Genomic DNA, 24,544 nt, shown 5'->3' with positions numbered 1-24,544 from the left:
TTCTACTCTCACGTTACTAGGGTAAACCTATGTGTTGCTCACAGGTCAACACCTATTCTTTCAGCAGATCCTTGGAAGCGGCTCATCTTCGAGTTCATTCATGAAACGTCTTCCTCCCATTGGCGTAACAATGGTCACGCGCCCTTTTGATTCGGTGTTTTTTACTATTACACCAATGTGTTCGGCCTGCTCCCCGTTTCGAATGCTCCGCCAGTGTTCTAGCACCTTACCGCTTATGTCAGGGGCAACAACAGCAACAATGCGTCCCTCACACGCTAAAACAAACGGATCAAAGCCTAATATTTCACACACGCTTGCCACTTCAGGTCGCACCGGAATATTATTTTCAATTAACTCGATATCGAAGCCTGTTTCATTAGCAACGTCATGGAGTAATACTGACAACCCTCCACGAGTTGGGTCACGCACAAAACGAACACCTTCCAAATGCTTGATTGGATCAATAAGAGGAACAACGCTTCCACAATCAGACTTTAGCTGACCTTGCAAACCATAGTCCTCGCGAGCAAGCAGGACACACGCACCGTGATCACCTACAGAACCACTAACCAGTACATGATCGCCTGCCTTTATAAGACTGGTATCCCAAATCGGCGCATCTTGGCTGTCTCCAACACCCGTTGTATTGATATAAACGCCGCCACCACTGCCTTTCGGGACAACTTTCGTATCACCTGTTACAATGGCGACCTTCGTTTCTGCGGCAGCTTGATGCATTCCATTAACGATTTGTTTCAATGTTGAAAGGGAAAAGCCTTCTTCAATAATAAATGCAGTACTGATGTACCGTGGTGTTGCCCCAACGACTGCTAGATCATTGACGGTACCGTAAACACTCAACGCGCCTACATTGCCGCCTGGAAATGTTGGGGGGGATACAACGAAGCTATCCGTTGTTATACTCAGATAAGGACCATCAAAAGTTACTGTGGCGGCATCATGAAGCAGATCTAGATCTTTGTTCGCTTTATTTTTAAAAACATGATCAATGAGCCTTTTTGTCAGTGTTCCGCCGTTCCCCTGAGCTAATTGAATAGATTCCGTGCCCAACGGCTCTGATGATGGATGATTATTGCCCTCTGCGCTTTTCATTATGACCTCCGTGAACAGTATTCGTGGATTTGCCCAACGCTTATGGCGGCATCGTTTAATGGCAAACTACTTGGAATAACCACAGGAATGTCTGATTGTAAAAACCGTTGTGATATTCCGTCACACAAAATGCGATTTTGGAAGACGCCTCCTGCCAATCCAATGTGATCAAAATTAAACTTTTTACGGCAATGTAGGGTCACCTCCCATACCGTTTCAATTAACGAAGCGTGGAAATTTGCAGCACGAGTTTGAGGAGACACTTTGAAATCAAATAGTTCCGGTACCAGTGTTCGCCAATCCATTTGAATAAATTCGTCGTTTTTCTGGACCAACGATAACGGCATAACCTTAGAGGGCGTCGACGCAACGCTTTCCAACATCATGGGCGCCTGCCCTTCATAAGAGACTTCGCTCTGTTCACAGCAGGCAAATGCCGCCGCGTCGAACAGTCTTCCCATTGAACTACTAACATGACAATTGAGTTCGTTTTGCCATGCGTTGTAGCTTAATTGTTGTGGATCAAATGGTTTAAAATCAATGCCGGTGAAATTAGTACCCCACACTAGTGATGCTGCACTTCGCCATGGTTGATTTGGAACCTTGTTGCCGCCTTGCAACTTCATAGGCGCTAATGAGGCAACGCGTTTCCAATTGCCCGGCGTCCCCCAAAAAACTTCCCCTCCCCACATCTCGCCATTCTCGCCTAATCCCGTTCCATCCCACACGAAAACTAAGCTTGGTGTCGATATTTCAGCAGCTAATGCCCACGCTGATGCGTGAGCGTGGTGATGTAAAACTTTAGTAGTCGGTAGTTCGCTGCCTTTGGCCCAACGGGAACTGATATAGCCAGGATGGCTATCGCAAAGAATACGCTGTGGATGAACATGATAGAGAGCTTGAAAGTCACTGATACATTTTTCAAAGTGCGCTTGCATTATCGGAGAATCGAGGTCGCCAATATGCGGTGTTACGATAAGTCGATTGTTCAAAGCTATTGCGACTGTATTTTTCTGATTCGCGCCAACAGCAAGCATTGGTTCCTGCACGGTATATGGCAATGATAATTCTATCGGACTTATACCCCGCCCCAGGCGAATTGGAATGGTGCCTGACTTAAGCGTTCGCAGCACAGAATCATCCAGTTTGTGAAAAATGTCTCGATTATGGTGCACGAAGATGTCTGCCACCATCGTAAGGTGTTGCTGTGCAGATGACGTCGATGTGACCATCGGTTCACCGTACATATTTCCTGACGTAGCCACCATGGGGCGATTGAATTGCTGCATAATGAGTAAATGCAGTCCGCTGCACGGCAACATCACCCCCAAATCACGAAGCATGGGCGCTACGTTATCCGCAATGGGTACATTCGATTGCTTTTTTGCAAGTAAAATGGGTCGCACGGGGCTTAGTAAGAGCGCTCTTTGATGACTGTCTACAGCAACGCATTTATCTAACCAATCCTCACTTGTTTCGTCTGCACGAGGCTCTGGGAGCATGACCGCGAAAGGTTTATCTGGTCTATTTTTACGCTGGCGTAAAAGGTCTACCGCTTCAGTGCTTTGTGCGTCACAGAGCAAGTGATAACCGCCTATACTTTTTAACGCGACAATTTTGCCTTGATTCAAATACGCGACAACCGTTGCTACAACATCAACATCGCCTTGCGAGACCACGCGCCCGCCGACAGTTGAACAAAATACTTCAGGCCCGCATACGCGACAGCTTATTGGTTGAGCATGAAAGCGCCTATCAGTTGGCGATTGATATTCTTTACGACATAACTCACACATTGGAAATGCTGACATACTCATGTTCTTTCTGTCGTATGGCATTGCTCGCAGCATAGAAAATCGTGGACCACATTCACTGCAAGCGATAAAGCTATAAGTGCCACGCCGGTTAGTATTTGACAGTAACTCAGCTTTACACGCTCCACACAAATAGACATCTTTGGGGATTGATATCGCCCCGCACGCTATATCATGACCGCTTTCTTTTATCGTGAACGAGTCTACATTACTCAGTTTAACCTGCTTCTTTTCCAGCAAGGATATGGAAACTAGCGACCCATTGTTCAGTAAGTCGAATACAAATTGTTCAACGTCTAGCTCAGTGCCTTCAGCGTGTATTCGCACACATCCACAGTCGTTTTGTACCCAACCAACAATACTTTTTTCATACGCTAAGCAGTAAACTAACGGTCTGAACCCAACCCCCTGGATGACTCCAGTAATGTTCAACTCATAGGCGATAGTTTTACTCTTATTCGTATTGGCAACATATGTGCGGGCAGTTGTCATCACTTCATCTCCACCTTTAGCGTATTCCCCTTTTTGATAACATTTGTTATCGAGCGCTCACCAGAGCTATACCAAATTCGGCAAGCCCCCTCATCAGACACCATACATGCGCCTTTAGGGGATGCTGGTTTGCATTCCTGACCAAAAAACGGGCACGCATCAGGTGCCATTTTTCCGAGGATCACTTTTTCACAGGGCGATGTGGTTTCAGGAACGTTTTGCGCACATTGCGAAGGGAAATCGACTGGCGCATAATCGTTTGTGGCGTCTAGGTGCGATAGTCTCGAAGCAAAGGAAAATCCAGAACCAGGAATAACACCAATTCCTCGCCAATGTGCGTCAACGATAGTGAACGCTTTATTGATTATTGCTTTAGCTGCTGCATTGCCGTTTTGCTTTACCACTTCGGGATAGCGGTTACTCAGTGTGACGACTTTATTTGAACAATTACCGAGCAGCGTTTGGAGCGACAACAGCAAACTTTCTGGATGAAAACCAGCAATACTGACAGGCAAATTATGATGGTCGATTGCAAACTGCCATTCTTCACTACCCATAATTGTCGCAACGTGGCCTGGCGCAATCAGTGCATCAAAAGTATTCGGTTGACTCTCAAGCACATGGGCAACTGCTGGCCAAGTAAGTCGTCCAGACAATAAAACTTTAAAGTTATTGGGTAAATCATTAAGCAGTGTTGCTGCAATCGGTGCCATAGTCGTTTCAAAACCAACAGCAAAAAACACAATAACCTTACGAGGTTCTTCCAATGCTATAGATACCGCTTCTTGAGGAGAAGATATCGGACGGATATCGGCCCCTTGATTTTTTGCGTCTATCAATGAGCTACAGCCACCCATTTCGTGTTCGACTGGGACGCGGAGCATGTCACCAAAACTAACGATAACGACATTTTCGTTAATGGCTAAGTGTATCGCGTATGCAATATCCTCTTCGGGGCAAATACAAACGGGGCACCCTGGCCCAGGTATCAGATGAATATTGTGCTGAAACAACGTTCTAAATCCAGCGCGCGTAATCGCACGCTCATGGCCACCGCAAACATTAAGAATACGAAACGGTTTTGAAAGCGAGGTATTCTTAATGTCTCTTAGCAACGATTCAACACTGTACATAAGACTTTAGACTCCGCTATTTTGTAACGACTGAGACTGATGAGCTGTAATGGCGTGCGTAAAATAAGAAAACCAACGCTCTAGATGTTGACTTTTCAATGAAGACACTTCGAGAACGGGCGCATCGTTGCCCACTTTACGAAATGATTCAATCGCGCGGGGTACATTGAATTCATCGTGAAATTGCAAGTAATCGGTCTTAGAAATAAGCATGACGTCCGCGGCACGAAACATCACTGGGTACTTTTCAGGCTTATCATCACCTTCTGGCACGGACAGCAAAATAATGTTTAAGTGCTGTCCTAAATCAAAACACGCTGGACAAATCAAATTGCCAACATTCTCTATAAACAAAACGTCTAGTTTTTGTAAGCTAAATCTTCCAAGTACCTTTTGCACCATACTGGCGTCCAAGTGACACCCTTGGCCCGTGGCGATTTGCTCCGCCTGCACACCATGACGTCTAATTCTATTTGCGTCATTTTCAGTTTCGAGGTCGCCTTCAATCACCGCCATCGCGTATTGCGACTTAAGCGCACGTATCGTTTCTTCGAGTAGCCGGGTTTTTCCACTGCCTGGGGATGACATCAAATTAATCACTAGTACATTATGTGCGTCAAATAAAGCACGGTTTGCTATCGCTTGGCTGTCATTGTTGCTTTTTAAATTTGCGTGAACCTCAACGATATTTGCTGATGGCTTGTCAGTTTTCTCTGATTTTACTTGCGTTTCGCAACCACAGTTACCGCACATGTTTTCTCTCCTTTGATTCTGTAAAATTGTCAGGTGCGATAAACTCTATTCGTTGCAATATAAATTCATCGCCCTCAATGAGGTCGGTTTGCCAAGCACCGCAACTTGCACATAGGATGCTATTCACCGAAACTCGGCTGAATTCGCCACACAATTTACAGCGTATCTTGATAGCGCTTGTGTCAATTCTAAGCGTTGCCTGATCGCCAATGGTGTGAGTTCTACACGCCAAGAACGCATGGTGCAGCAAGTCAGGCTCAACACCTGACAGTGGGCCGACTTTGACGTGAACCAGACTGACAGACTTATTCATGTTTGCTCGCTGGTGAACAGCGACTGTGTCAAGCAAGCTATAGCAAAGACTAATTTCATGCATCGTAAGCAATGACCTGATCGAGCATCTCCCATGTCACCTGCGCTTCATCATAGGTGATCACTTGGAGAGCATAACCAACATGTACCATCACATAGTCGCCAACTTTGACCTCTAGCCCTTGCACTAAATGTAAACTCACCTCGCGAGAGACACCTTTCGCTTCACACGTTGCGTTAAAGCCTTTAATTGCAATGACTTTCATGGGGATAGCGAGACACATTACTGTTTTACCCGTTGATAGGGCCTACTTGCTCTAGCTCGATAAATAAACAGCGCAACGGTGACAAGCACGATTGTTGACACCAGCGATCCCAAAAGTAGTGAATGATCGCCTTGATGACCCGGGTGCGCATAACTAACGGGTGAACCTACCACCAGATAAAAAAAGGCAATTAAAGAAGTAACTGACTTTCTAATACTATTTTTGATTTTCATAATATTCCTCAAGTAAGGTTAACGAACTTTTAGACGCAAACGCTCTTCCCCTGTTTCGTCCATTACGTGCACGGCACATGCTAAGCAGGGGTCAAAACTATGAAGTGTTCGCAAAATCTCTAAAGGTTGGTCAGGATCATGTAGCGTATGTTTATCTTGCAGAGCGGCTTCATAAGCACCTGCCTGTGAGTTGGGATCTCGAGGTCCAGCGTTCCATGTCGTAGGCACGACACATTGGTAATTCTCAATTTTGCCATTTTGCATGACCAACCAATGCCCCAACGCGCCACGAGGCGCTTCCATCACGCCTACCCCCTGGCCTTTAATTGGCCAATTGGTAGGGTCAAAATACAGAGGGTTAAACGTATCGGTATCGCCCTTTGCGATATTATCCAATAGTTGGTCATACCAAGACTGTAGCTGGTTAACCACAATTTTTGTTTCCACTGCTCTGGCGAGCGTCCTACCGAGTGTGGAGAAAAGTGCAGAGGTCTCTAAATCCAAGATAGAAAGAGATCGATTAACGATGTCTTGCGCAGCGGCATCTTTTTTAGCATACATCATTAGCACGCGAGCCAGCGGTCCCACCTCCATCGCATGGCCTTTCCAACGCGGACTTTTCAACCATGAATATTCAGCCCCTACATTTAGGTGCTTGTAAGGCGGTTTCGGACCAGTATACTCGAGTGTTGTTTGTCCATTAAAAGGGTGTAAACCACTTGCGTTCCCTCCACTATATCGATACCAGGAGGAAGAGACGAATTCTTGAATTTCAGAGGGATCATCTAGATCAAGGTCATGCACTTTACTCAAGTCTCGACCAAGTATTGCACCTCGTGGAAACAAGAAAGAATCAGGGTCATCCATTGATGTCATGGGTAAGTCTCCATAGGTAAGAAAGTTACCCAGCCCTTCCCCTCGTGTCCCCCACTCTTTGTAATAACCCGCAATCGCCACAATATCGGGGTAATACACCTGATCGACAAAGCTCTTCATTTGCGTGATAGCATCTTGTAGTTGCACTAATCGACTCGTGTTAATACCCGTTGACGCATTGAGATTAATCGGTGAAGGCACGCCGCCAACGACAAAATTAGGATGAGGGTTTTTCCCTCCAAATATGGTGTGAACTTTTACAACTTCACGCTGCCACGTTAGCGCATCTAAATAATGTGCTAATGCCATCAAGTTAACTTCAGGTGGCAGTTTATAGCCAGGATGCCCCCAATACGCGTTACTGAATATCCCTAGCTGTCCAGACTCAACCAGCGTTTTGACTTTTTGCTTCATATCTTTGAAATATCCCGGCGATGAACGAGGATAATCACTCAATTGACCGGCGAGCGCAGCGGTTCTCGTTGGATCTGCATCTAGTGCAGAAACAACGTCAACCCAATCTAGGGCATGCAAGTGATAAAAATGCATCACGTGATCATGCACATATTGGGTTGCAATCATGATGTTTCTTATCAGTTGTGCATTTTGAGGGATAGCCATTTCTGCTTCACTCAGTACGCCTATTGAAGTACGTGACTGTCGGTGCCCTTTTTTACCATGTTGCATCGGTCCTTTTGGCATAGATGTCATGGAGGGCTTTCCAATGGCAACCCCTAATTTTGCGTTTGACCGCCAAGCTTTTCTAATTGCATCTTCGACAGCACGCACCGATGCCATACCATGCACCAGCGTGCAGACGCCACAGATACGTTGCGCAAAAGCCCAAGCGTCACGCGGATCTCTGCCTTGTAAAATCAGTTCAATTCCCCGAACAGATGTGCCTGATGAGAACGCCTGTTTGATGGTATTCCCATCCATTTCAGCTTCTATTCGAAGATGCCCTTCAATTCGAGTGATAGGATCGACGACTAACCGGTTGTTACTTGCTGTATTTTCCATGAGCCTTGCCTATTATCTTATGAGTTTTTCCCAGCATGCTTCTGTGCACCTTTGCCGGGTTTTGATTTGTACCACTCCCATGGACCCAAGGCTTGGTAAAAGCTGCTTTTATCCCAGAAATCGGGCTCAGAGCAACCAAGACACGGATGACCAGATTCGATAGGAAAACTCGTGCCTTGATTCCATTTAACCGTTGCACATGCGTTAAAGGTTTCGGGCCCTTTACAACCAAGTTCGAACAAACACCACCCATTTTTTGCCCCCTCATCATCAAACGATTTTGCAAATTTACGTTGTTCAAAAAATGGGCGTCGATAACATCTGTCATGGATGCTTTCACCAAAAAAAGCGAGTGGGCGTTGTAATTCGTCGAGATCAGGGAAACGCTTAAACGTCAGGTAATGAACCAACACAGCTGTAATCGCGATAGGCAGTGGCGGACAGCCTGAAATGTTTACGATTGGCTTGTCTGTAATAATGTCGCTTACTGCCACTGCCCCCGTCGGATTTGGGTTTGCTTTAGGGATCCCGCCAAAAGACGCGCAGGTACCGATGGCAATAATACCCGCAGCGTCTTTTGCCGATTCACGCAACATATCGACATTACTCATGCCACTGATCGTTGAGTATCCTGGGTTACCCATCGGAACCGAACCATCAACCAACAACAAATATTGCCCTTTGTGCGCCTTCATCGCCGCACGCCTAGCGTCTTCAGCTTGCTCTCCCGCAGCAGCCATTATCGTATGCTGATAGTCCAACGAAATATGATCGAAAATAAGGCTTTCCAATGTGGGAGCATGAGAGCGTAATATTGCTTCGGTACACCCTGTGCACTCTTGAAAGGGCAGCCAAATCACAGAGGGTCTTCTCGCATTGCCAAGGGCAGTCGCCAAATCGGCAACAGCGCTTTGCGGCAATGCCAGTAAAGACGCCGTTGTAGCGCAAAACTTAAGAAATGTGCGTCTTGAGATACCGGACGCTTGTAACTGCTTGTTTAATGTTGGTAGCGCCATTTCAATCCTCCTTAGCCGTTTCATCAGAAGATTGATGAGACAACGAATGGATGTCAGACACTATATTACTGAGCGATAACACCATATCTTCTGGCTGAGATTTTATGATTGGTGGACAGGTACAGATATGAACGTATTTGCCCATGATCTCCACATCTTCGTTATAGTGAATTTCAAGCCAAACGCCTGCGTAGCGTGATTCGATTAGCACCGTATCACCCAGCGCCTGAATATCAGCTTTAACCTCTCCATGCCCAAGAAAGGCTTCTAACTGCGCTTCTTCGCTAGCGCTTAAAGGCAATCGTCGCAGATCAATCGTGGTTTGTTCTTGTCGTTCAATTAACTGAGACAACGCATGACGTATCTGATGCAAAAGCGGCATTACGTTGCCCGTTTTTTCAGCATTGGATGTCATAAAAATGAGTTCTTCGGTCATCGTGCCTCCTTTTGGGTTGCCGGTTTATAGGCCTGAACGTCATCGCTTGATAAGCAAGCAAATACGATATCGATGATCGATGATAACGCTGCATTTACCTTTGGACTCAAAGAGGTTCCCCACTCTATCGCCTCAGGCTCTACGCCAATTAACGTCACCGCAGAAGGTTTAGAATATAACGTTTGGCTGGTCAACAATGTATCGCGTAACGTGATCTGGTGAACGGAATGGGTCGTCGCTTGCTTAAACTGATCCGCAATTGCCTCGTCCTCAAACACTCTCACCGTACCAGGCGAACAGCGCATGTAGGCCGCGTCGATGACTATCGTATGATCGGAACTCGCGACCCACTCCAAAAGTTCATAGCTCAGTGTCCCAGCGTCAATGCAAGATACATTTGAATAAGACTTTAGCAGGGGTTGCATAGCACGAACCGCGTGCACACCAACGCCATCATCTCGCTGCAATAGATTTCCAACACCAATGATAGCGTAGCGCTTAGCCGCGTTTTTGATTTGGTCAATTGGTGGTGTAGTTTCTACTGATAGCATCGGTATTTTCCTTATTAGCTATGAGGTGCTGGAATTGACCAGCCAATCACAAAGAATAAACAGAGAACGATCACCGATAGACCAAGTAATTTTGTTGACCTAATGCGTTGACCTGTGCTTTGACGCATCACGAGTTTGACCGCGATTATTGTTTGGATCAGGTAATAAAGTGCAAACCCTTTTGAAGCGAGATTAATAATTTCAAATACGTTGGATGACCAAACTAATATACCTGCGATGGCGATGACTAAAACGTAGTAAAATTGCGGGGAGATAGGTAAATGGAAAAGCTCTTTTAAGAGGCCTCCGCCACCGATAGTATCGGCTAATGCTGCACTTAATTGACTTGCCGTGGCGGCAACCAGTAATAAAATCGGCAATACCCATATTGCTTGCCCTAGGGTGTAACTAATCGTTGTTTCGTTTAATCCCGTGATCGGAAAATCCAGAAAAATAGGACACGTTAGACCGATAAAAACAACATAGAGAAAAATAGCGATCCACTGAGCATAACGACTCGCTTTAATGCGCTGTTCTGGCGTGTAGTTATTCCCCATAAAACGGGTTGTCTCGAACCCTTGCGTTACCATGAGCATGCCTGCGAGCATGCTAACCGTTTCAAAATGGCTCAATGCCTGTATCGCTTCATGTTGAAACCAAGCACTTTGTACTTGTATGTCGTAGGTTGCCAGCGCTGCGAGCACACCTACTATAATAGCCAACTTTATTGTCACGGCGAATAGCTCAATGGTCTCTAGCCCCCTAGCACCACGGAGCCAAGCGACCACCATAATGATGACAAGCAACCCACTGGTAAACAGTTTGATGTACGTCGTATCAGAGATTGATAAACGATCAAAAACAAACGCTGCAAACAAACTAATATAAAACGCCACGGAAATGGCATATGCCGCACCAAGCGCCCATTGACTTGCTTTTTCAAGCGTCACAATACTGCTTTGTTGATTGCTAGCTAGCTCAGGTTCTGCATGGCGTATATTGAAGCGAATAACCGACCCCAGCGCATATGCCAGAATGGACAACAACGCTATTCCAAGCAGTGCCCATTTCCCCATTACCGAATGCAGCAGTGGTGCAATGATCAAAAAGCCGCTACCAATAATGGAAGCCAACGGTGTGACTGTTGCCCGCCATTGGACAGATTGTCGTAAGCGAGGCAGAAACAATACTATTGCGATCAGCACCGAGGTTGCGAGCGCAATGGAATTTGTGATCACAGTTTGTACCCCTTAATGGTGTTTATACCATCCGGCACGCTTAATATCGTTCCAGGACGTAGATTGATGACAGGCATAGCATTCCTCAACTTTAGCTTTAGGCTCGCCTGCCACTTTGGCGGAAATCATTTTAAAATGCTGCATATAGTGACTGGGCGGCGCTTCATGACATTGATTGCAATCACGTGATTGACTCGACGGGTGAATAAACTTTGGCAGTGACCATTTGTCTGTGCTGTGACACTGCACGCAATCCTCTCCAAATAGACCTAAATGGCGATCATCGTTGCTGTGACATTGCGTACAATTTAATAAGGCTTCTTTATCACTGACCTCAGGGTGCACAAACAAGGGATCAGGAGTCTGTTTATTCGCTAGTATGTTCTCCAAAAACGCCATGGTGGCAGCGCCCTCGTCAAACGGGACATTTGGGTTGGGGAGCATATTGAAACCAATGTCGACTAACGCTATATGGCTCATGAGCGAAATGTTGGCCGATTCACCTTTGTGCTCTACATGGCAACTTGCACATTCTTTGATGTCGGTATGAAATGCAGTGGGTTGACGCGCAACGATATGCGTATCATTTGCATGACACGCCACACATTTGTCACGCTCAACGCCCTTCACCGGTGTGTGACAACTCAAACAGTCATCCGCGAGAAAGGCATGTGCTTTATTGAGTGAACCGGGTTCAACCATTTTTTCCCATGGAATTTGTGCGCTATCTTCAGGCATATGAATGAAATGACTGACGCCAAAGCCAGCAGCAACTAAGCCAAGAACGATTATTATCCATTTCATCATAACCAGCGCAGTCCAAAGTAAACTGCACTGAAAATGTGAAAAAACAGGACTACATAAAGTGTCATTGAAATCACGATGTGAAATTTTAACCAGCGAGCAAACCACACCTTCGCGGTGTCATGAATGAGAATGCTGTACTCAACATCGGAAATTGTATCAATGATGGAAAGAACCTGGCTTTCTTGTTTGAACAATTTACTTTGTGCTGAAGTAGGCACATTTAACGTGATGTAAGGAATATGTCGTGCGGATGTTTGGGCAAACGTCGAATATCTGACATCACAGACTGCGTCTTTCAACGCCTGTTTTGCGTTAGAAAGCGCAACGTGGAGTTCATTTACTTGGCGCTTTTTCTCTTTCAAATTCGATGAAATAAGACCGAGTACATATCGACCCACAAACCCACTGATCACAACGACCATCATAAAGATAACAAGCGAAACTCCGGTAGCACTATCAAAACGATGGGCGCTATGGATCAGCGCTAGAATAGGCCCCAGCACACCAGCATAGATATGTATACGCAGGAGCGTTGGCATAGCGATGTGCTTCGTCACGACTTTCTTAAGTGATTTGTTACGCTTAATGATCATGTATACCAATGGGATAAGCATTAATACCGAAGCGCTTAAACCCACGCCAAATCCAATAAAACTGCCTGGGAATGCTGGGTCTCTATGCCATACAAAACCTAGCCATAGCAGGATCATTAGGACAACCAAGCTGCTTACAATTGTGCGCTCTTGAGAATTCATTAAGCCTCAACCTCCACATCAGATTTAGGGATAGCTTGGCACGCCAGAATATACCCACTGAGCTTATCTTCAGGTTCCAGCCCATCATCAACCTCCATATCGACGTCACCACGTAGCAGTTTCACCTTACAACTCCCGCACGAACCCGCTCTGCATGAATTCTCTATATCTACATCGAGTCCATCAGCGACGTCTAATACGGTCTCATCCGGACCCGCGTGGGCTTCGACGTCTGAAAGACTAAACCGTACTTGTCTGTTGTCGCCTGCGTTGGTGTTAGTGGCTAATTGAGGTTTAACGGGAGCGGGCTCTGGTTTAGCAGCCCCAAACGCTTCGGTTTTAATATGCGTGTTAGGCATACCCAATTCGGCTAGCATTTTTTTCGTAGCATCCATCATTGCAGGAGGCCCACAAATATGCGCAGTTTTTGAGGCAATATCTGGCACAAATTCGTTTATCATTGCGGATGAGAAGCGGCCTTGGGGCCCCATCCAGGATGTACCCTCTGCTTGAGTCATACTGACCAGTACTTTTAACCGAGGATGACGTGCTTGCAGATATTTTAATTCCTGTTCAAAAATAAAGTCGTTGGACGTTCGCGTACAAAACAGAAAATAAATATCACCGTCCCAGCACGTCGTCGTTAAGTAGCGGACAGCGCTCATCATCGGTGTGATCCCCACTCCCCCAGAAATCAACACCACGCTGTTTGAACCATGACCATTGAAATAAAATTTACCGCCGGGGGCTTTAATTGAAAGCGTATTTCCTACCTCAACCGCGTCATGCATATAACGAGAAACCACACCGAACTCCTCTCGCTTTATCGTAACTTCAAAGTAATACTGTTCAGTGGGCGATGATGCAATGGTGTATGAGCGCTTAACTGGCTTTTCAAAACCATCGATGTTCAGTGTGAACGTGACAAATTGACCTGGTTCGAAATCAAATGGAATGGTTTGTCCATCTGGGCTGGCTAGACGTAACGTTTTAACATCATGGGTTTCATTAAAAATCGCGGTTACTACCATATCGCCACTAAACGTGCCCTTGCGCGATGAGGCAGTGGATGACAATGCTGGCTCGCTACTTTGCGCAGGTGCCGAAGCATGCTGCTGGGCAGCCGGATTAGATTCGACAACAGAGGAAACTTTTGTCGTTGGCGCAGATGTGCTTGCGGTGTCAGTAGACTTAAGCTCTTCGAGCAGCGCGGCAGCTCTGCGCATCTTAAATCCATACACATACACCATAACAATTGTAAATATGAGTAAAACGAGCATCACTGCGCTGTGAAACGGTGTCATACCAAATAGGGTTGAAGTACCTTTTTCCGGCGCACTGGGAAGCAAATTCATTTGTGACTTGAACCAGGTTAATGCCACTCTTCGTGGTTCTTGCCCGTCTTGTATGGCACGTTTCGCAGCAAGACCACTGTCAAAATGGGCTATACCCTCTTTAACTGTTTCAACAGCCATTTGCATTTGGGAATAGTCATCAGTGGCAGCTGCGCGGGCAAGCCAATCAAAACCTGTAGCAAGTTGCTCACTTCCTTGTTGCATTCTTGCGGTTGCTTTAATCAGAACAGTCTCTCTTTGTTCGGGTGTAGCTGAATGCATGCGCATTAGCGTGGGATAGAGATCTTTAGGTTTGGGTGCACCCATTTTCTCCATCATTTTATCCATGCCTTTTGCCATACCGGGTCCCATCATGGCGCCAGCATTGCCCAGCGGTCCTTTACCTTGTGTAGCAGTCGGCAAAACATCCGTATTAGCGTTGACAGTGGGATCATTGGTAGCTTCAGGATGGTGGCTCGCATGCTCACTATCCTCTGGCTGTTGCTGTGCGTAACTGCTCGTCGTTGCGAATAACAGCATAACGTTCAAAATGACGGCGTAACGCAGAAAAAATGATGTGTGTGGCCACCACATGCTCATAACTCACCTGTTTGTTCGGCCATCCACAGGCTATTTATCTTAGCGATCTGAGAGGGCGTTAATACTGATACCGCTTTCCCTACCGATGTAATAAACTGCAACCGCAAGGCGCTGTTTGTGGCTTCTATTTCAGCAATGGTGTCTTTGATATTGTCGTATTGAGGTAGCCCCTGAGCGGTCAATTCCCACAACGATGCTTCTAACGCACTTCGCTGCAGCGTAAAGCTTTGTTGAGTAGACTCCCATTCAGTTCGGATCGTGAGAAGCGTTTGGTACTGACCATCGGTCAATTCGAGTGTCTCTTTGTGGTTTAAGAAAAAAGCTTGCTCTCCAACGTGGTATAAATGCAGCGCTCCACTGACACCGGGTAAGCTTTCATTTAATGGAGAACCAGATATCTGTGTTTTATTTTGTTCAGGTGGTGTACCCATCATTGAGCTGTTTTTCATCATCATTTTGCACATCATTCCCATGCACGATTTCCCGCGCATTGGCATCATGCCTTTATTCTTACTCTTTCCCATTTTCATTGTGTTTGTTGCTGAAAGTGGCATTGATGATGTATTGAGTGAAACACTGGTATCACTCGGATTTACACTCTCATTGCTTTTTGGCTGGGTCGCTAATGAATTGTCTAACGAGTGCAAAGCGGTTTGGATTTTAGCGAAGTCATCAACGTTTAACTCAGGCTGAGTTTCTTTAGTTTCTGATGAATTGGTTTTTTTGTCTGGCTCAGTACTTTGTGGTACTGCTGAGCACGCGGTTGTGAATAAGACACTCACTAATACCAGCGTCACAATAACCGCTATACGGTAGGGTTGGTGATAAACTCTATTATTCACAACGGCATACTCCTAATTAAAATATTAATCAAAAACCACGGTCAAACTCGACCATGTCATAACGCGTAATTTCGCCATCCAGCACAATAGCTTCCGCGAAGTGCTTATCCTTAGTTTTTCCAAGACGAATTTTCCCAACGAACTCTCGTGAATAGCTGTTTTCACCTTCTGAGATTGCTGTAGGGTCGTAGACAGTTCTATAGACATTAAAAACTTGATGTTCCTTCAAACCATCCGTATCAGATACACATACCACTGCTTGCTTATCATCGACTGTAACAACTTGCCCACTCATGATGTAGTCGTGATAAACCTGGCTTGCGCATCCTCCGAGGAGTCCAACTGACAAGACTACAATTGAAAAAAACTTAATTAATTTATTCATGTAAAATTCCTGTGATTATTGAAATAAGCGAGACAGCAGGTCACCTCCTGCCTCGTAACGTGGTGATTAGCTCTATTTGTGTTTATGTATTGGTTTAGACTTTTCAGCGGTGTGCCCCATCATTTGGCTCATCATGTCTTCCATCATCGACATACGCTGTTCCATCATTTTCATTTTGTCTTCGGTGGACATATCAGTGTGTTTGTGTTTCATTCCTTTTCCCGCTTTCATCCCCATCGAGTCGCTTCCTTCCATCATGCCCATCATGTCTTGCATCTTTTGGGCATGCTCATGCAACATGGCTTCGCGCTTCTCCGGATCCGATTCACTCTTAACGGCATCCAATACTGCGCGCATTTCTTCCATATGCGTCTGCATCTTTTGCATCATCTGACCATCCATCATCGGCATATCAGATTTGTCAGTCTGTTGATATGCAAAAGAAGTCGCTATTGGCGCAACGACTAAAGCACTGGCCAGTAATAGTGAAGTAAGCTTTTTCATAAGATTGTTTCCTTTGATTATGCTCAGTTGAGCGTTTTAGGTTTAAAGTTTACGTCTTGTCACCTTAATCTAATGTCTTAGACTCAGGTCAATAGGCTATATGGACGATAAAAACTCAGCTAAAGCTTCAAGCTCATCATCTGTAATCGGCATTTTCGGCATTGCGGACGACGAGTTATTAAATTGAGGCTCCTTAACTTTGCGCAAAAAGAATGCCCTGCCTTTTTCGCTAATAACATTATCCAGCGATGGACCGAGTGTTCCGCCTGCGCCTTGCACTTGATGACACCCCTGACAACCATATCGAGTGAGTACGTCACGTGGATTGACTGTTAATGATTTAGCCAGAGTCACCTCTACCGGTTGAGCAGGACTAGAAGCTATTTCCATGAATTCAAGAATGGCTTTTACTTCGCTGCCGGTTAAATGCGCTTTTTCGCGCATGTGTGGCATGATCACTCTCCACTCACTGATAGAAAACTCACGCACAGGCCTACTGTTATGACAACGCGCACAGTTGTTATTAATTAACTCTGCGCCAGAAAGTGTGGTTTCATCGTCTGCCAAGTTCGGTAACGAAATAAATGTGATTAGTGCACATATAATTAATTTCTTGTTCATGATATCCCCTAGAATCCATAGCTGAATTGCACAGCAAACCGTGTATCATCAGGACCTTCAACTACGTCTGTATCTTCATAGCCCACCTTAATAACTGAACGAGGGTCCAACCAATAGTTGACACCTACCATCCAGCGCTCCGCTTCTTCAATTTTATTGGTTTCAGCATATTCAAGGACCAATTCAGTACTACCTAGGGATTGAAAAGCGTGCCCAACGAAGAAAGTACCTTGTAAAAACCATCCATTGCGTGAAAATGAGTCAATAGTTTGCACATGATCTCGCTCAACAAATGAGTCCGTTTCAGTTTTAATATACTCGCCTCTGATGATGGCGTGAGTACTAATAAAGTTGATATCAAACCCATTGGCTGTGATATCTAGTTGTCCTTGTTCGTCGTAGGCACCTTGATAATATGACGTTCCAATCTCGATTGAAGGTAGTAAGGCAATAGCCAGGCGGCCACCAAACGCTTTATTGCTATTGTTGTCAGAGCTCGTCGCTTCAAATTCCACTTCCGGGAACGCCTCACCATGACCATCTTCTTCCGAATCAGGATCAGCTGCAGCAGAGGGTGCGAAAAAGCGAGCTATTAGATCATCATGATCATCCTCAATCTCTTCTTCGTCATGAGCAGCTTCAGAGCGCGGACCGTTTGTCATGAAAACATCCACAAACACCTTGGCCGAGCCGACTTGATAGACTTGCTGTGCAGCTACGCCTACGTCACTAAGAATAGGTAACAATGGATCCATTGCTTGGCTCGAGCCATGGGCGCCATAGACGCCGGGGGTCCATATACTTCTATTAATCCAACTAGGGTGCCAGTTGGCACTAAACTGCCCAAATGGTAAAAGGAATTTTCCGGCAGTTAATGTTGTGTTGTCGTTCAGGAAATAATAGATGTCAGCGTATTCGAGCTCGGTTTCGGTCTCCCCGTTTTCGCCCAATCCAAACTCGAGTTCTGCTTCGACATGCATTTTGTCATTTAAGCTGAATAAAAAAATGGGAATAAACCTGGCCGAAAAAGCATCGGTGTCGGCTACATCTGCACTTTCATATTTAACGTCACCGTATCCCACAAAGACAAACCGGTCGGTGGTCTCAGATGCAAGCAATGGTGACGATGTGATCATACCGGCCACAAAAATCATTGCATGCAACACTCCTTTATGTAATCGCATAATATTTCTCTTTTTAAATTGTTTTTTCTTACCCACTAACTGGGTTGATTTACTTATTTGGCACTGTGTTGTTAAGTGCGCTTACGAAGTAACAAAAAACTCTATGGGAGGCGGGTGATTTGGCGGAACAGGTCTTTTGAGCACCTGATAACGATCTCTGTGATTTTTATCCTCTTGCGCCTCAATTAAAAAACAGGAGTGTGCTTCAAGAATGGCAAGCGGTGCGTTGGAAGACGAATTGTCCGTATAAAAACAGTCTGGGCAATAACAAGGTGTGAAAGACTCTTTTTGCTCATCATCGTGTGCACGTTCACCATTGATAAACACCGTCGATGCATGTTCATGAAATCCGATGTCACGCGTAGCATGGACACTCACCGATATCGTGTTGACCAGCAGTAGTGCTATCCAAATGTTTACTAACGAGAACCGAGTCACTGAACCTTACCCTTAAATGTTTATGTATTTAATCGTAGTGATTTCATTTTAAATGTACTTGATTCAGATCAAAGCATCACAACGAATCGATTACAGTTTGATTACATTTCTGTAATCAAATCATTAACTTATTTATCCATTCAAGGACTTTACTTATGCTGAAGCTATCAAACATATAAGTGAGCTTTCACTCTTCTACGAAATAGGCTTTTAAGATGTTGTATCAACAGACAGCACTAATATCAGGCGCTAGCTCTGGTATAGGACTTGCGCTTACAAAAGAGCTTCTACTCTCCTACCCTTTTATACAGATCGTAGCACTTTGTAGAAATCCAGAAACTTTACAACAGCTTAAAAGGTCTTATGGGGATAGGGTCAGAATCGAGTGTATCGATTTCACTAATAGGGATTGTATTAAAAGCCTTCAAAACGTTGTCAATCAGCATACTCACTTTAGCTACCTGATCCATTGCGCAGGTGTTGTCATGCCATTTGGAGATATTAGCAACGTCGCCCCTGATGAGTGGGAGGCAACCCAATGGATAAATGTCGAAGTACCTCGCCTTTTAACGCAGATATGCTTAAAAAAATTTAGTCATAGCCGCGTGATGTTTTTAACCAGTGATTTGCCAGTACAACCCGTTGCTGGCGCCTCAGCTTATTGTGTGAGCAAAGCATCATTAAATATGCTGTGCCAGTGTTTTCAACTTGAAGTCGATAACGATATTGCTGTTTTTACAACTGTGGTTCCTGGAAACGTCGACACGAAGATGCAGGAAACGATAAGGCAAGCCTCAAATCGAGCTTTGCCTGCATCGGAGTTAATGCGCAGTATGTTTTCGGCAAACAAGCTTTTACCTCCCCGATTAGTTGCACAATATCTGCGACAATTGCTGAGCGATGTCACGCCAAACACTTTTGGAAGTCGTAGTTGGAATTTACTAGAGAGTATTGTTGAAGTTTCACCTGCAAAACAGACAAAAACAGATTCAATTGACACGCGTGCTACTGAAACAAGCCTGGTAGAACTGGCAAGTCTTGTTGGCGGCGCATTCTGGTCACCGGGTAGTGCAGAATATGAAGAAAACAGGAAAGTATTCAATCAAGGTGTTTCGCGTTTTCCGTTAGTAATTATTCAACCTAAGACAAAGACCGATATTATACACATTGTCAAATGTGCAAAGCAGTTGCGCTTATCCATTACAATTAAGGGTCAAGGGCATGGTGTAAGTGGCATGTCGGTCCTTAACAATGCAATTGTAATTGATATGTCGATGTTTAAAACAACTGTACTGAATGTTGATAAGAGCTCAGTAAACGTCGGCGCAGGCGTCAAAAATAGTGAATTGGACCATTTTCTAGCGCAACACAATAAAGTGGTTCCTTTGGGTACCTGTCCCGATGTTGGTGTTGTCGGCGCAACATTGGGAGGGGGGATCGGTTTTTTGTCCAGAAAGCTTGGTTTGAGTTGCGACAATGTACTCGCGTTTGGATTGATAACTGCTGACGGTAAAGTAAAACAAGTGACCGAATCCCAACACGCGGAGTTATTTTGGGCATTAAAAGGGTGTGGCCATGGTCAATTTGGCGTTGTGACCGATATCACGTTTAAATTACACGATGCCCCCCAAAATATTGATGGCCGAATACTCGAGTGGCCGTTATGTCACGCACGATCTATTCTTAGGCAATATAGCGAAATAGTGCTCAGTGATAACAGATCGGTTTTTCTATATGCATATCTCTCGCGATCTACGCACGATAAAGCACGAATTTCGATAATGGGGTTTAGTGAGGACTCGGTGCACGGTTTGGAATCTGTAGCCAAATGGCAAGACGGTGCCGAATTGTTAAGTAGGCGTTCGCAATACGTTGAATGCCAATCCAATAACTACGATAGTGATCTGAACTTGTATTGGCGCAATGGCATAATTGAAGGTGAGCTATCAGACGAATTCATTGAAACACTTTTATCATGTTACCGTGCTTGTCCGGTAAATTCAGGTGGATTTATGCTAGACCCGCTTTGTGGCGCTATTCAGGATGTAAACGCTGACGGTTCGGCATTTATTCACCGCAACGCTTCCTTCGTCTGTAGTATCACAGGGATCACTCAATTTGAACGTGACGATACTGAAGTTATCGATTGGGTAAATAAATCTTTCGATTTGCTATCACCGTTTTTTAATGGTCATTCTTACCAAAACTATGACATGGGGAATGGGTCGCCACTTGCTCTTTACTACGGCCAACACACAGCTCGTTTGAAATTATTAAAACAACAATACGATCCTACTGGTCTGTTTATAAGTTCTCTTCTGCGCCCTGACTAAAAGTTTTTTAGTCATTGCTGTGACGATTTTGATATTCTGAACGTATGCTCTACCCATATTGAATTGGCATTGTAGTTTCTTGTAACAAGGAAATAGTTTATGAAAAGATGGATATGTTTGTTTCTTGTGATGTCATCTTCGCTCGCACATCCAAATGATCGTGAGCATGGCGATTTTTACAGAGGATTAACTGGTCTTAAAGCACAAATGGATGAAATTAATCGCGACTTGATTTTGCTGGAAAATGCCACCCTTTTGAGTTCAGAAGTGAACAGGCGACTGGCTCGGATTGAGCAACAAATTGATGACGCGTATAAGAAAATTTCAGAGGCTTCTGACGCAGAGTTACGTGAGTGGAGTGCTCAATAGTTAGAGCAGGTAAAGCAGTCGTTGCAGGTTCTCAACATGCAAGACATTCGAATGCAACTGCAACCTCATTTAAATCAACTGCACAAATCAACTAAATCTGAAACACTACTCGCGTCTAGAGATTTCACAAATGAAACCAGTCGAAACCTTGCAACAATGGCGCTGGCACTCATTTCGCTGTTGGTCGCCATGATTTCAGCGGCAATTGCTTGGATCAACCATGTTCAAAGTTCGCGAACGAAGGCAGTTGAAGATGAAGCTGAGAGCGACTTAGTTGCCTTGAGAGAAGCAACGGATCGTGAACTGATCGAACTACAAATGAACACGCAGCGGCAAATTAATTCACTGACTGAGAGGCACGAAAACGATATTGTTCGCCTCACTCAAGATCATAAGGAAGAAGTAAGGCGTCTTGAGCAATTAAATTTAGACAAGGTTCAACATGCAGAAACAGCATTTGAAAATCTAATGGGAGAAACAGAAACACAAAATGGGCTGATATTTAAAAATCTAGCGGTCTCCATATATCTTCGCCGGTTCTTAGTGGAAGGTGGTTACGATCGGTTTTTTAACGACTTAACGCTTACTTCAATTGATGAAACAGCAACGGTTCGGTGTGATCCAAGCATATTAAGAGAAGTGATTTCAATTCAAGAGCACGCAATTTCACGGTTTGAAAAAGTCAAAAACAAGCTAGAAGATGCTAAAATGCTGTATTACGAAGCATTACTAGATCTTGCGTTTTATGAGGCTGAAATGTCGCGGTTTGGTATATTGAATGTCGATGCAACACAACGGATCAATGAAAACCTTGTAGCTTTTGAGCAGAATTTACTCTTTTGGTTAAACGAAGAACGAAGCGAATACAAAACACCAGAGCGGTTACCGCGTTTCATTTTTCGCGTAATCTGCATGGTAGACAGCTTGGTTTTTATCAGGGGATGTTTGAAACTTCACGAAATTTTTGAAGAAAAACCCGCTAAAGACGAAATATTATCACAAGTGTCTGCATTGCTGGTAGAAAACGATATGGCTACTGTAAGACAAATAACTGACGTAATAGAGTCAAAAGAATGTAGCTCTTTGTGGTCAAAATACACCAATTTCAAAGAAGAACGGCCAAAACTGTTCGAGTATTAACGATAGTCTGGGTTTGTTGGCACTAAAAGCACAATTTTCTCCGAATTAATCTTGCGTTACTGTAAACACATTAGCGTTGATAACAAGAGTATATCGACACATGCATTTGCGCGCAAGCGCATATGCGTTTATTAAGCATTACTCTGCTGCCTTGACTCTCCTCCAAAAAAATGTGCACATCTAATCGTAATTTTATGTCTGCAGCAGCATAGCGGATATTAGTTACTGAAGGTGATTTATGGCAAAGTAAAAGAAGGTGTATAGTTACACCGATGAGCTCAACCAATAGATAGTACCAAACAGCACAAAAAAGATAGGTTGATGCAATATGTAAACTGCTAAACTATGCCGTCCGAGAAGAGTCAACTTATTCGGAATATTCCATTTTGCAAACGGATCAAATCCGCTTTTCAAAACGTGCCCTATCGCGATACCAAACAATACAACACCTATCCATGGAAAAATTGCAACGTAATCGTTTGGAGAATGAGGTAGTGACAAACTGATCAGATTAAATGGCCATTTACTGGATACTAGGCCAATGTTAAACAACGTGACCGCAACAAAACCCAACAACAGCGACAATATGGGTTTTCTAATCAACGGAACACACAAAACACTCGCTACAGCAATAAAATGCAATACGCCAAAGAATATCCAGTTTGCATTAAAAAAATAATACGTAAAAAGCGATATTACCGCGGCCCAGAACGCTATGGAAAACAGCCGCAGTAAAAACATTTTTAGACTAAATTTTCGATAATTCCCGAGCACGAGCGACGCGCCTACACTCACGAAGAAGAGCGTCAATATTACATACCGAAACTCCCTCCACCCTTTTCCATTGGGGACATTCCAATCAACCCAACCAAAGAAACGAAGGTCGTAAGCAAAATGGAATACAACCATCAACACAATGGCTAACGTTCGTATTGCATCCAATGTGATATTGCGATTTTGCACGGAATTAAATGTTTTTAATGGTGCTTATGTGGCTTGTTATCACGGGTGGATGAATGAGAATGAATGACCTTCCATCCTTCATCAGTTCGGCGAAACAAATAGGTTTGAAATCCTTTTTTATCAAAAACTGCGCCGGTTTTGCGCACTTCTCCTGAAACATTTACTGTCGTAACTGCCCAAGCGAAGTCTCCTTCAACGTTTGTTTCGATATCTAGTATATCAATGGTCAATCGTTTCAATACCTCTTTTTCCGGCACTACATGATTTTTGACCAAATCCTCTAACCCTTTATTCTGACCGCCTGACTCAATGTAACGCGCACCTACCTGGCCAAGATAATGTTGATAGAACGGCATACCGTTGCCAGACTCCCACCCCTTTTCAATATCTTGGATCATTTCTAGTATCTCGATTTCGTCGTTCGTTTGCTCAGACGCATAAATGTATGGTGATGTGGCTAAAAAAATAGCAACGCAGCTTGCATAGAAAAGTTTCATCGTTTTGACCTTTTTATTTTAGTTTGGTGGGGAGTTAGTGAGACCAATGAATATGACTGATTTTCCACTGTCCATTGATCAGCGTTAAAAAGAGCGTTTCATTGCCTGTCCTATCAATATCTCGACCATTATAGTTTCCAGAAGTGTGACTTCTTGAAATGGAGACAGCTGTATTTCCATGCACACGAACATGATGCTCAATCGTCTTCGTGGTTACAGCAGATGAAAATTGCATGTCTGCTTGCAAATGATGTGCACGATATTCGTCGGCACTGCGCTCAATTCTGCTCCCTTCCAAAATAAGGACATCATCGGCAAGTAAGCTCATGACTGTCTCTGCATTAGCCTCGGAGAGTGCTTTGTGGAATTGTTTTGCTATTATTCCTGCGTCGGAGTCTAGCCCTGTGTACATAGGACTATTACTGGTGTCGTTATGCGTTTTATCATGAGCATTAACACTGTTAGTTAACAGCAAAGGAAAGAGTATGATTGACAACAAATAGATTTTTTTCATTTTGT

At 44.4% G+C, this 24,544-nt stretch carries 26 protein-coding genes; 3 read left to right on the top strand and 23 right to left on the bottom strand.

Annotated features, from left to right (window positions below):
* Positions 1 to 60: 60 nt before the first annotated feature.
* From hypE to EP13_RS01450, 20 genes are all read right to left on the bottom strand, one after another.
* Complete coding sequence (gene hypE, locus EP13_RS01545; protein ID WP_052364238.1) at positions 61 to 1,113, bottom strand: hydrogenase expression/formation protein HypE; 1,053 nt, start codon at positions 1,111 to 1,113, stop codon at positions 61 to 63.
* Entirely contained in the window at positions 1,113 to 3,419 is a 2,307-nt protein-coding gene (gene hypF, locus EP13_RS01540) for a carbamoyltransferase HypF (RefSeq protein WP_044055665.1), read from the bottom strand. Before hypF ends, hypE begins: the two co-directional genes overlap by 1 nt.
* Positions 3,419 to 4,552 (bottom strand): hydrogenase formation protein HypD, encoded by a 1,134-nt coding sequence (gene hypD / locus EP13_RS01535; protein ID WP_012516863.1) that lies wholly within the window; start codon positions 4,550 to 4,552, stop codon positions 3,419 to 3,421. The genes hypF and hypD overlap by 1 nt, the downstream gene beginning before the upstream one ends.
* A gap of 6 nt (positions 4,553 to 4,558) precedes the next feature.
* Complete coding sequence (hypB, locus tag EP13_RS01530) at positions 4,559 to 5,305, bottom strand: hydrogenase nickel incorporation protein HypB (RefSeq protein ID WP_020742696.1); 747 nt, start codon at positions 5,303 to 5,305, stop codon at positions 4,559 to 4,561.
* Positions 5,295 to 5,681 (bottom strand): hydrogenase maturation nickel metallochaperone HypA/HybF, encoded by a 387-nt coding sequence (locus EP13_RS01525; RefSeq protein ID WP_012516861.1) that lies wholly within the window; start codon positions 5,679 to 5,681, stop codon positions 5,295 to 5,297. Before EP13_RS01525 ends, hypB begins: the two co-directional genes overlap by 11 nt.
* Positions 5,674 to 5,901: a HypC/HybG/HupF family hydrogenase formation chaperone gene (locus EP13_RS01520; protein ID WP_012516860.1), complete on the bottom strand. Its 228-nt coding sequence runs from the start codon at positions 5,899 to 5,901 to the stop codon at positions 5,674 to 5,676. Before EP13_RS01520 ends, EP13_RS01525 begins: the two co-directional genes overlap by 8 nt.
* Positions 5,901 to 6,116, bottom strand: coding sequence for a hypothetical protein (locus tag EP13_RS01515; RefSeq protein WP_012516859.1), 216 nt, complete (start codon positions 6,114 to 6,116; stop codon positions 5,901 to 5,903). The genes EP13_RS01520 and EP13_RS01515 overlap by 1 nt, the downstream gene beginning before the upstream one ends.
* Positions 6,117 to 6,134: 18 nt before the next feature.
* Positions 6,135 to 8,012, bottom strand: a complete 1,878-nt coding sequence (locus tag EP13_RS01510; RefSeq protein ID WP_044055662.1) for a nickel-dependent hydrogenase large subunit — start codon at positions 8,010 to 8,012, stop codon at positions 6,135 to 6,137.
* 17 nt (positions 8,013 to 8,029) lie between these two features.
* Entirely contained in the window at positions 8,030 to 9,028 is a 999-nt protein-coding gene (locus EP13_RS01505; RefSeq protein WP_044055661.1) for a hydrogenase small subunit, read from the bottom strand.
* Position 9,029: 1 nt separating this feature from the next.
* A complete protein-coding gene (locus tag EP13_RS01500) occupies positions 9,030 to 9,464 on the bottom strand; it encodes a hydrogenase expression/formation C-terminal domain-containing protein (RefSeq protein WP_006991848.1) in 435 nt (144 codons plus the stop codon).
* A complete protein-coding gene (locus EP13_RS01495; RefSeq protein ID WP_044055658.1) occupies positions 9,461 to 10,015 on the bottom strand; it encodes a HyaD/HybD family hydrogenase maturation endopeptidase in 555 nt (184 codons plus the stop codon). The genes EP13_RS01500 and EP13_RS01495 overlap by 4 nt, the downstream gene beginning before the upstream one ends.
* A gap of 14 nt (positions 10,016 to 10,029) precedes the next feature.
* A complete protein-coding gene (locus EP13_RS01490) occupies positions 10,030 to 11,253 on the bottom strand; it encodes a hypothetical protein (RefSeq protein WP_044055656.1) in 1,224 nt (407 codons plus the stop codon).
* Between the two features lie 12 nt (positions 11,254 to 11,265).
* Positions 11,266 to 12,060, bottom strand: a complete 795-nt coding sequence (locus EP13_RS01485) for a cytochrome c3 family protein (protein WP_044055655.1) — start codon at positions 12,058 to 12,060, stop codon at positions 11,266 to 11,268.
* The gene (locus tag EP13_RS01480) at positions 12,057 to 12,815 is read right to left on the bottom strand and encodes a hypothetical protein (RefSeq protein ID WP_044055654.1); all 759 of its coding nucleotides are present in this window, start codon (positions 12,813 to 12,815) and stop codon (positions 12,057 to 12,059) included. The genes EP13_RS01485 and EP13_RS01480 overlap by 4 nt, the downstream gene beginning before the upstream one ends.
* Positions 12,815 to 14,749 (bottom strand): 2Fe-2S iron-sulfur cluster-binding protein, encoded by a 1,935-nt coding sequence (locus tag EP13_RS01475; RefSeq protein ID WP_044055653.1) that lies wholly within the window; start codon positions 14,747 to 14,749, stop codon positions 12,815 to 12,817. Before EP13_RS01475 ends, EP13_RS01480 begins: the two co-directional genes overlap by 1 nt.
* Positions 14,746 to 15,591: a hypothetical protein gene (locus EP13_RS19195; RefSeq protein ID WP_044055652.1), complete on the bottom strand. Its 846-nt coding sequence runs from the start codon at positions 15,589 to 15,591 to the stop codon at positions 14,746 to 14,748. The genes EP13_RS01475 and EP13_RS19195 overlap by 4 nt, the downstream gene beginning before the upstream one ends.
* Positions 15,592 to 15,619: 28 nt before the next feature.
* Positions 15,620 to 15,976, bottom strand: a complete 357-nt coding sequence (locus EP13_RS01465) for a hypothetical protein (protein WP_012516849.1) — start codon at positions 15,974 to 15,976, stop codon at positions 15,620 to 15,622.
* Positions 15,977 to 16,048: 72 nt separating this feature from the next.
* Entirely contained in the window at positions 16,049 to 16,480 is a 432-nt protein-coding gene (locus EP13_RS01460) for a hypothetical protein (RefSeq protein ID WP_012516848.1), read from the bottom strand.
* Between the two features lie 96 nt (positions 16,481 to 16,576).
* On the bottom strand, positions 16,577 to 17,101 hold the full coding sequence (locus EP13_RS01455) for a c-type cytochrome (RefSeq protein WP_044055651.1): 525 nt from the start codon (positions 17,099 to 17,101) through the stop codon (positions 16,577 to 16,579).
* A gap of 8 nt (positions 17,102 to 17,109) precedes the next feature.
* Positions 17,110 to 18,255 carry a porin gene (locus EP13_RS01450; RefSeq protein WP_197035967.1) on the bottom strand — a complete coding sequence of 382 codons (1,146 nt, stop codon included), beginning with the start codon at positions 18,253 to 18,255 and terminating at the stop codon, positions 17,110 to 17,112.
* Positions 18,256 to 18,938: 683 nt separating this feature from the next.
* On the opposite strand from EP13_RS01450, the gene EP13_RS01445 reads away from it, so the two are divergent.
* The 3 genes from EP13_RS01445 to EP13_RS19320 all read left to right on the top strand — a co-directional run bounded on the left by EP13_RS01445 (position 18,939) and on the right by EP13_RS19320 (position 22,565).
* A complete protein-coding gene (locus EP13_RS01445) occupies positions 18,939 to 21,056 on the top strand; it encodes an SDR family NAD(P)-dependent oxidoreductase (protein ID WP_044055648.1) in 2,118 nt (705 codons plus the stop codon).
* A gap of 99 nt (positions 21,057 to 21,155) precedes the next feature.
* Positions 21,156 to 21,425 carry a hypothetical protein gene (locus EP13_RS18835; RefSeq protein ID WP_052364237.1) on the top strand — a complete coding sequence of 90 codons (270 nt, stop codon included), beginning with the start codon at positions 21,156 to 21,158 and terminating at the stop codon, positions 21,423 to 21,425.
* A gap of 36 nt (positions 21,426 to 21,461) precedes the next feature.
* Entirely contained in the window at positions 21,462 to 22,565 is a 1,104-nt protein-coding gene (locus EP13_RS19320; RefSeq protein WP_231497905.1) for a hypothetical protein, read from the top strand.
* Between the two features lie 264 nt (positions 22,566 to 22,829).
* On the opposite strand, the gene EP13_RS01435 is transcribed toward EP13_RS19320, so the two are convergent.
* From EP13_RS01435 to EP13_RS01425, 3 genes are read right to left on the bottom strand one after another with little or no spacing between them, the layout of a single operon-like run.
* Entirely contained in the window at positions 22,830 to 23,507 is a 678-nt protein-coding gene (locus tag EP13_RS01435; RefSeq protein ID WP_269746847.1) for a heparan-alpha-glucosaminide N-acetyltransferase, read from the bottom strand.
* Between the two features lie 35 nt (positions 23,508 to 23,542).
* A complete protein-coding gene (locus EP13_RS01430) occupies positions 23,543 to 24,025 on the bottom strand; it encodes a nuclear transport factor 2 family protein (protein ID WP_044055646.1) in 483 nt (160 codons plus the stop codon).
* 34 nt (positions 24,026 to 24,059) lie between these two features.
* Positions 24,060 to 24,539, bottom strand: coding sequence for a YybH family protein (locus EP13_RS01425; RefSeq protein WP_044055644.1), 480 nt, complete (start codon positions 24,537 to 24,539; stop codon positions 24,060 to 24,062).
* Between the last annotated feature and the right edge of the window lie 5 nt (positions 24,540 to 24,544).

This window comes from Alteromonas australica, assembly GCF_000730385.1.
GTDB lineage: Bacteria > Pseudomonadota > Gammaproteobacteria > Enterobacterales > Alteromonadaceae > Alteromonas > Alteromonas australica.
The sequence above is the reverse complement of the archived record's forward strand: the minus strand, read 5'-3'. Positions and strand labels throughout refer to the sequence as shown.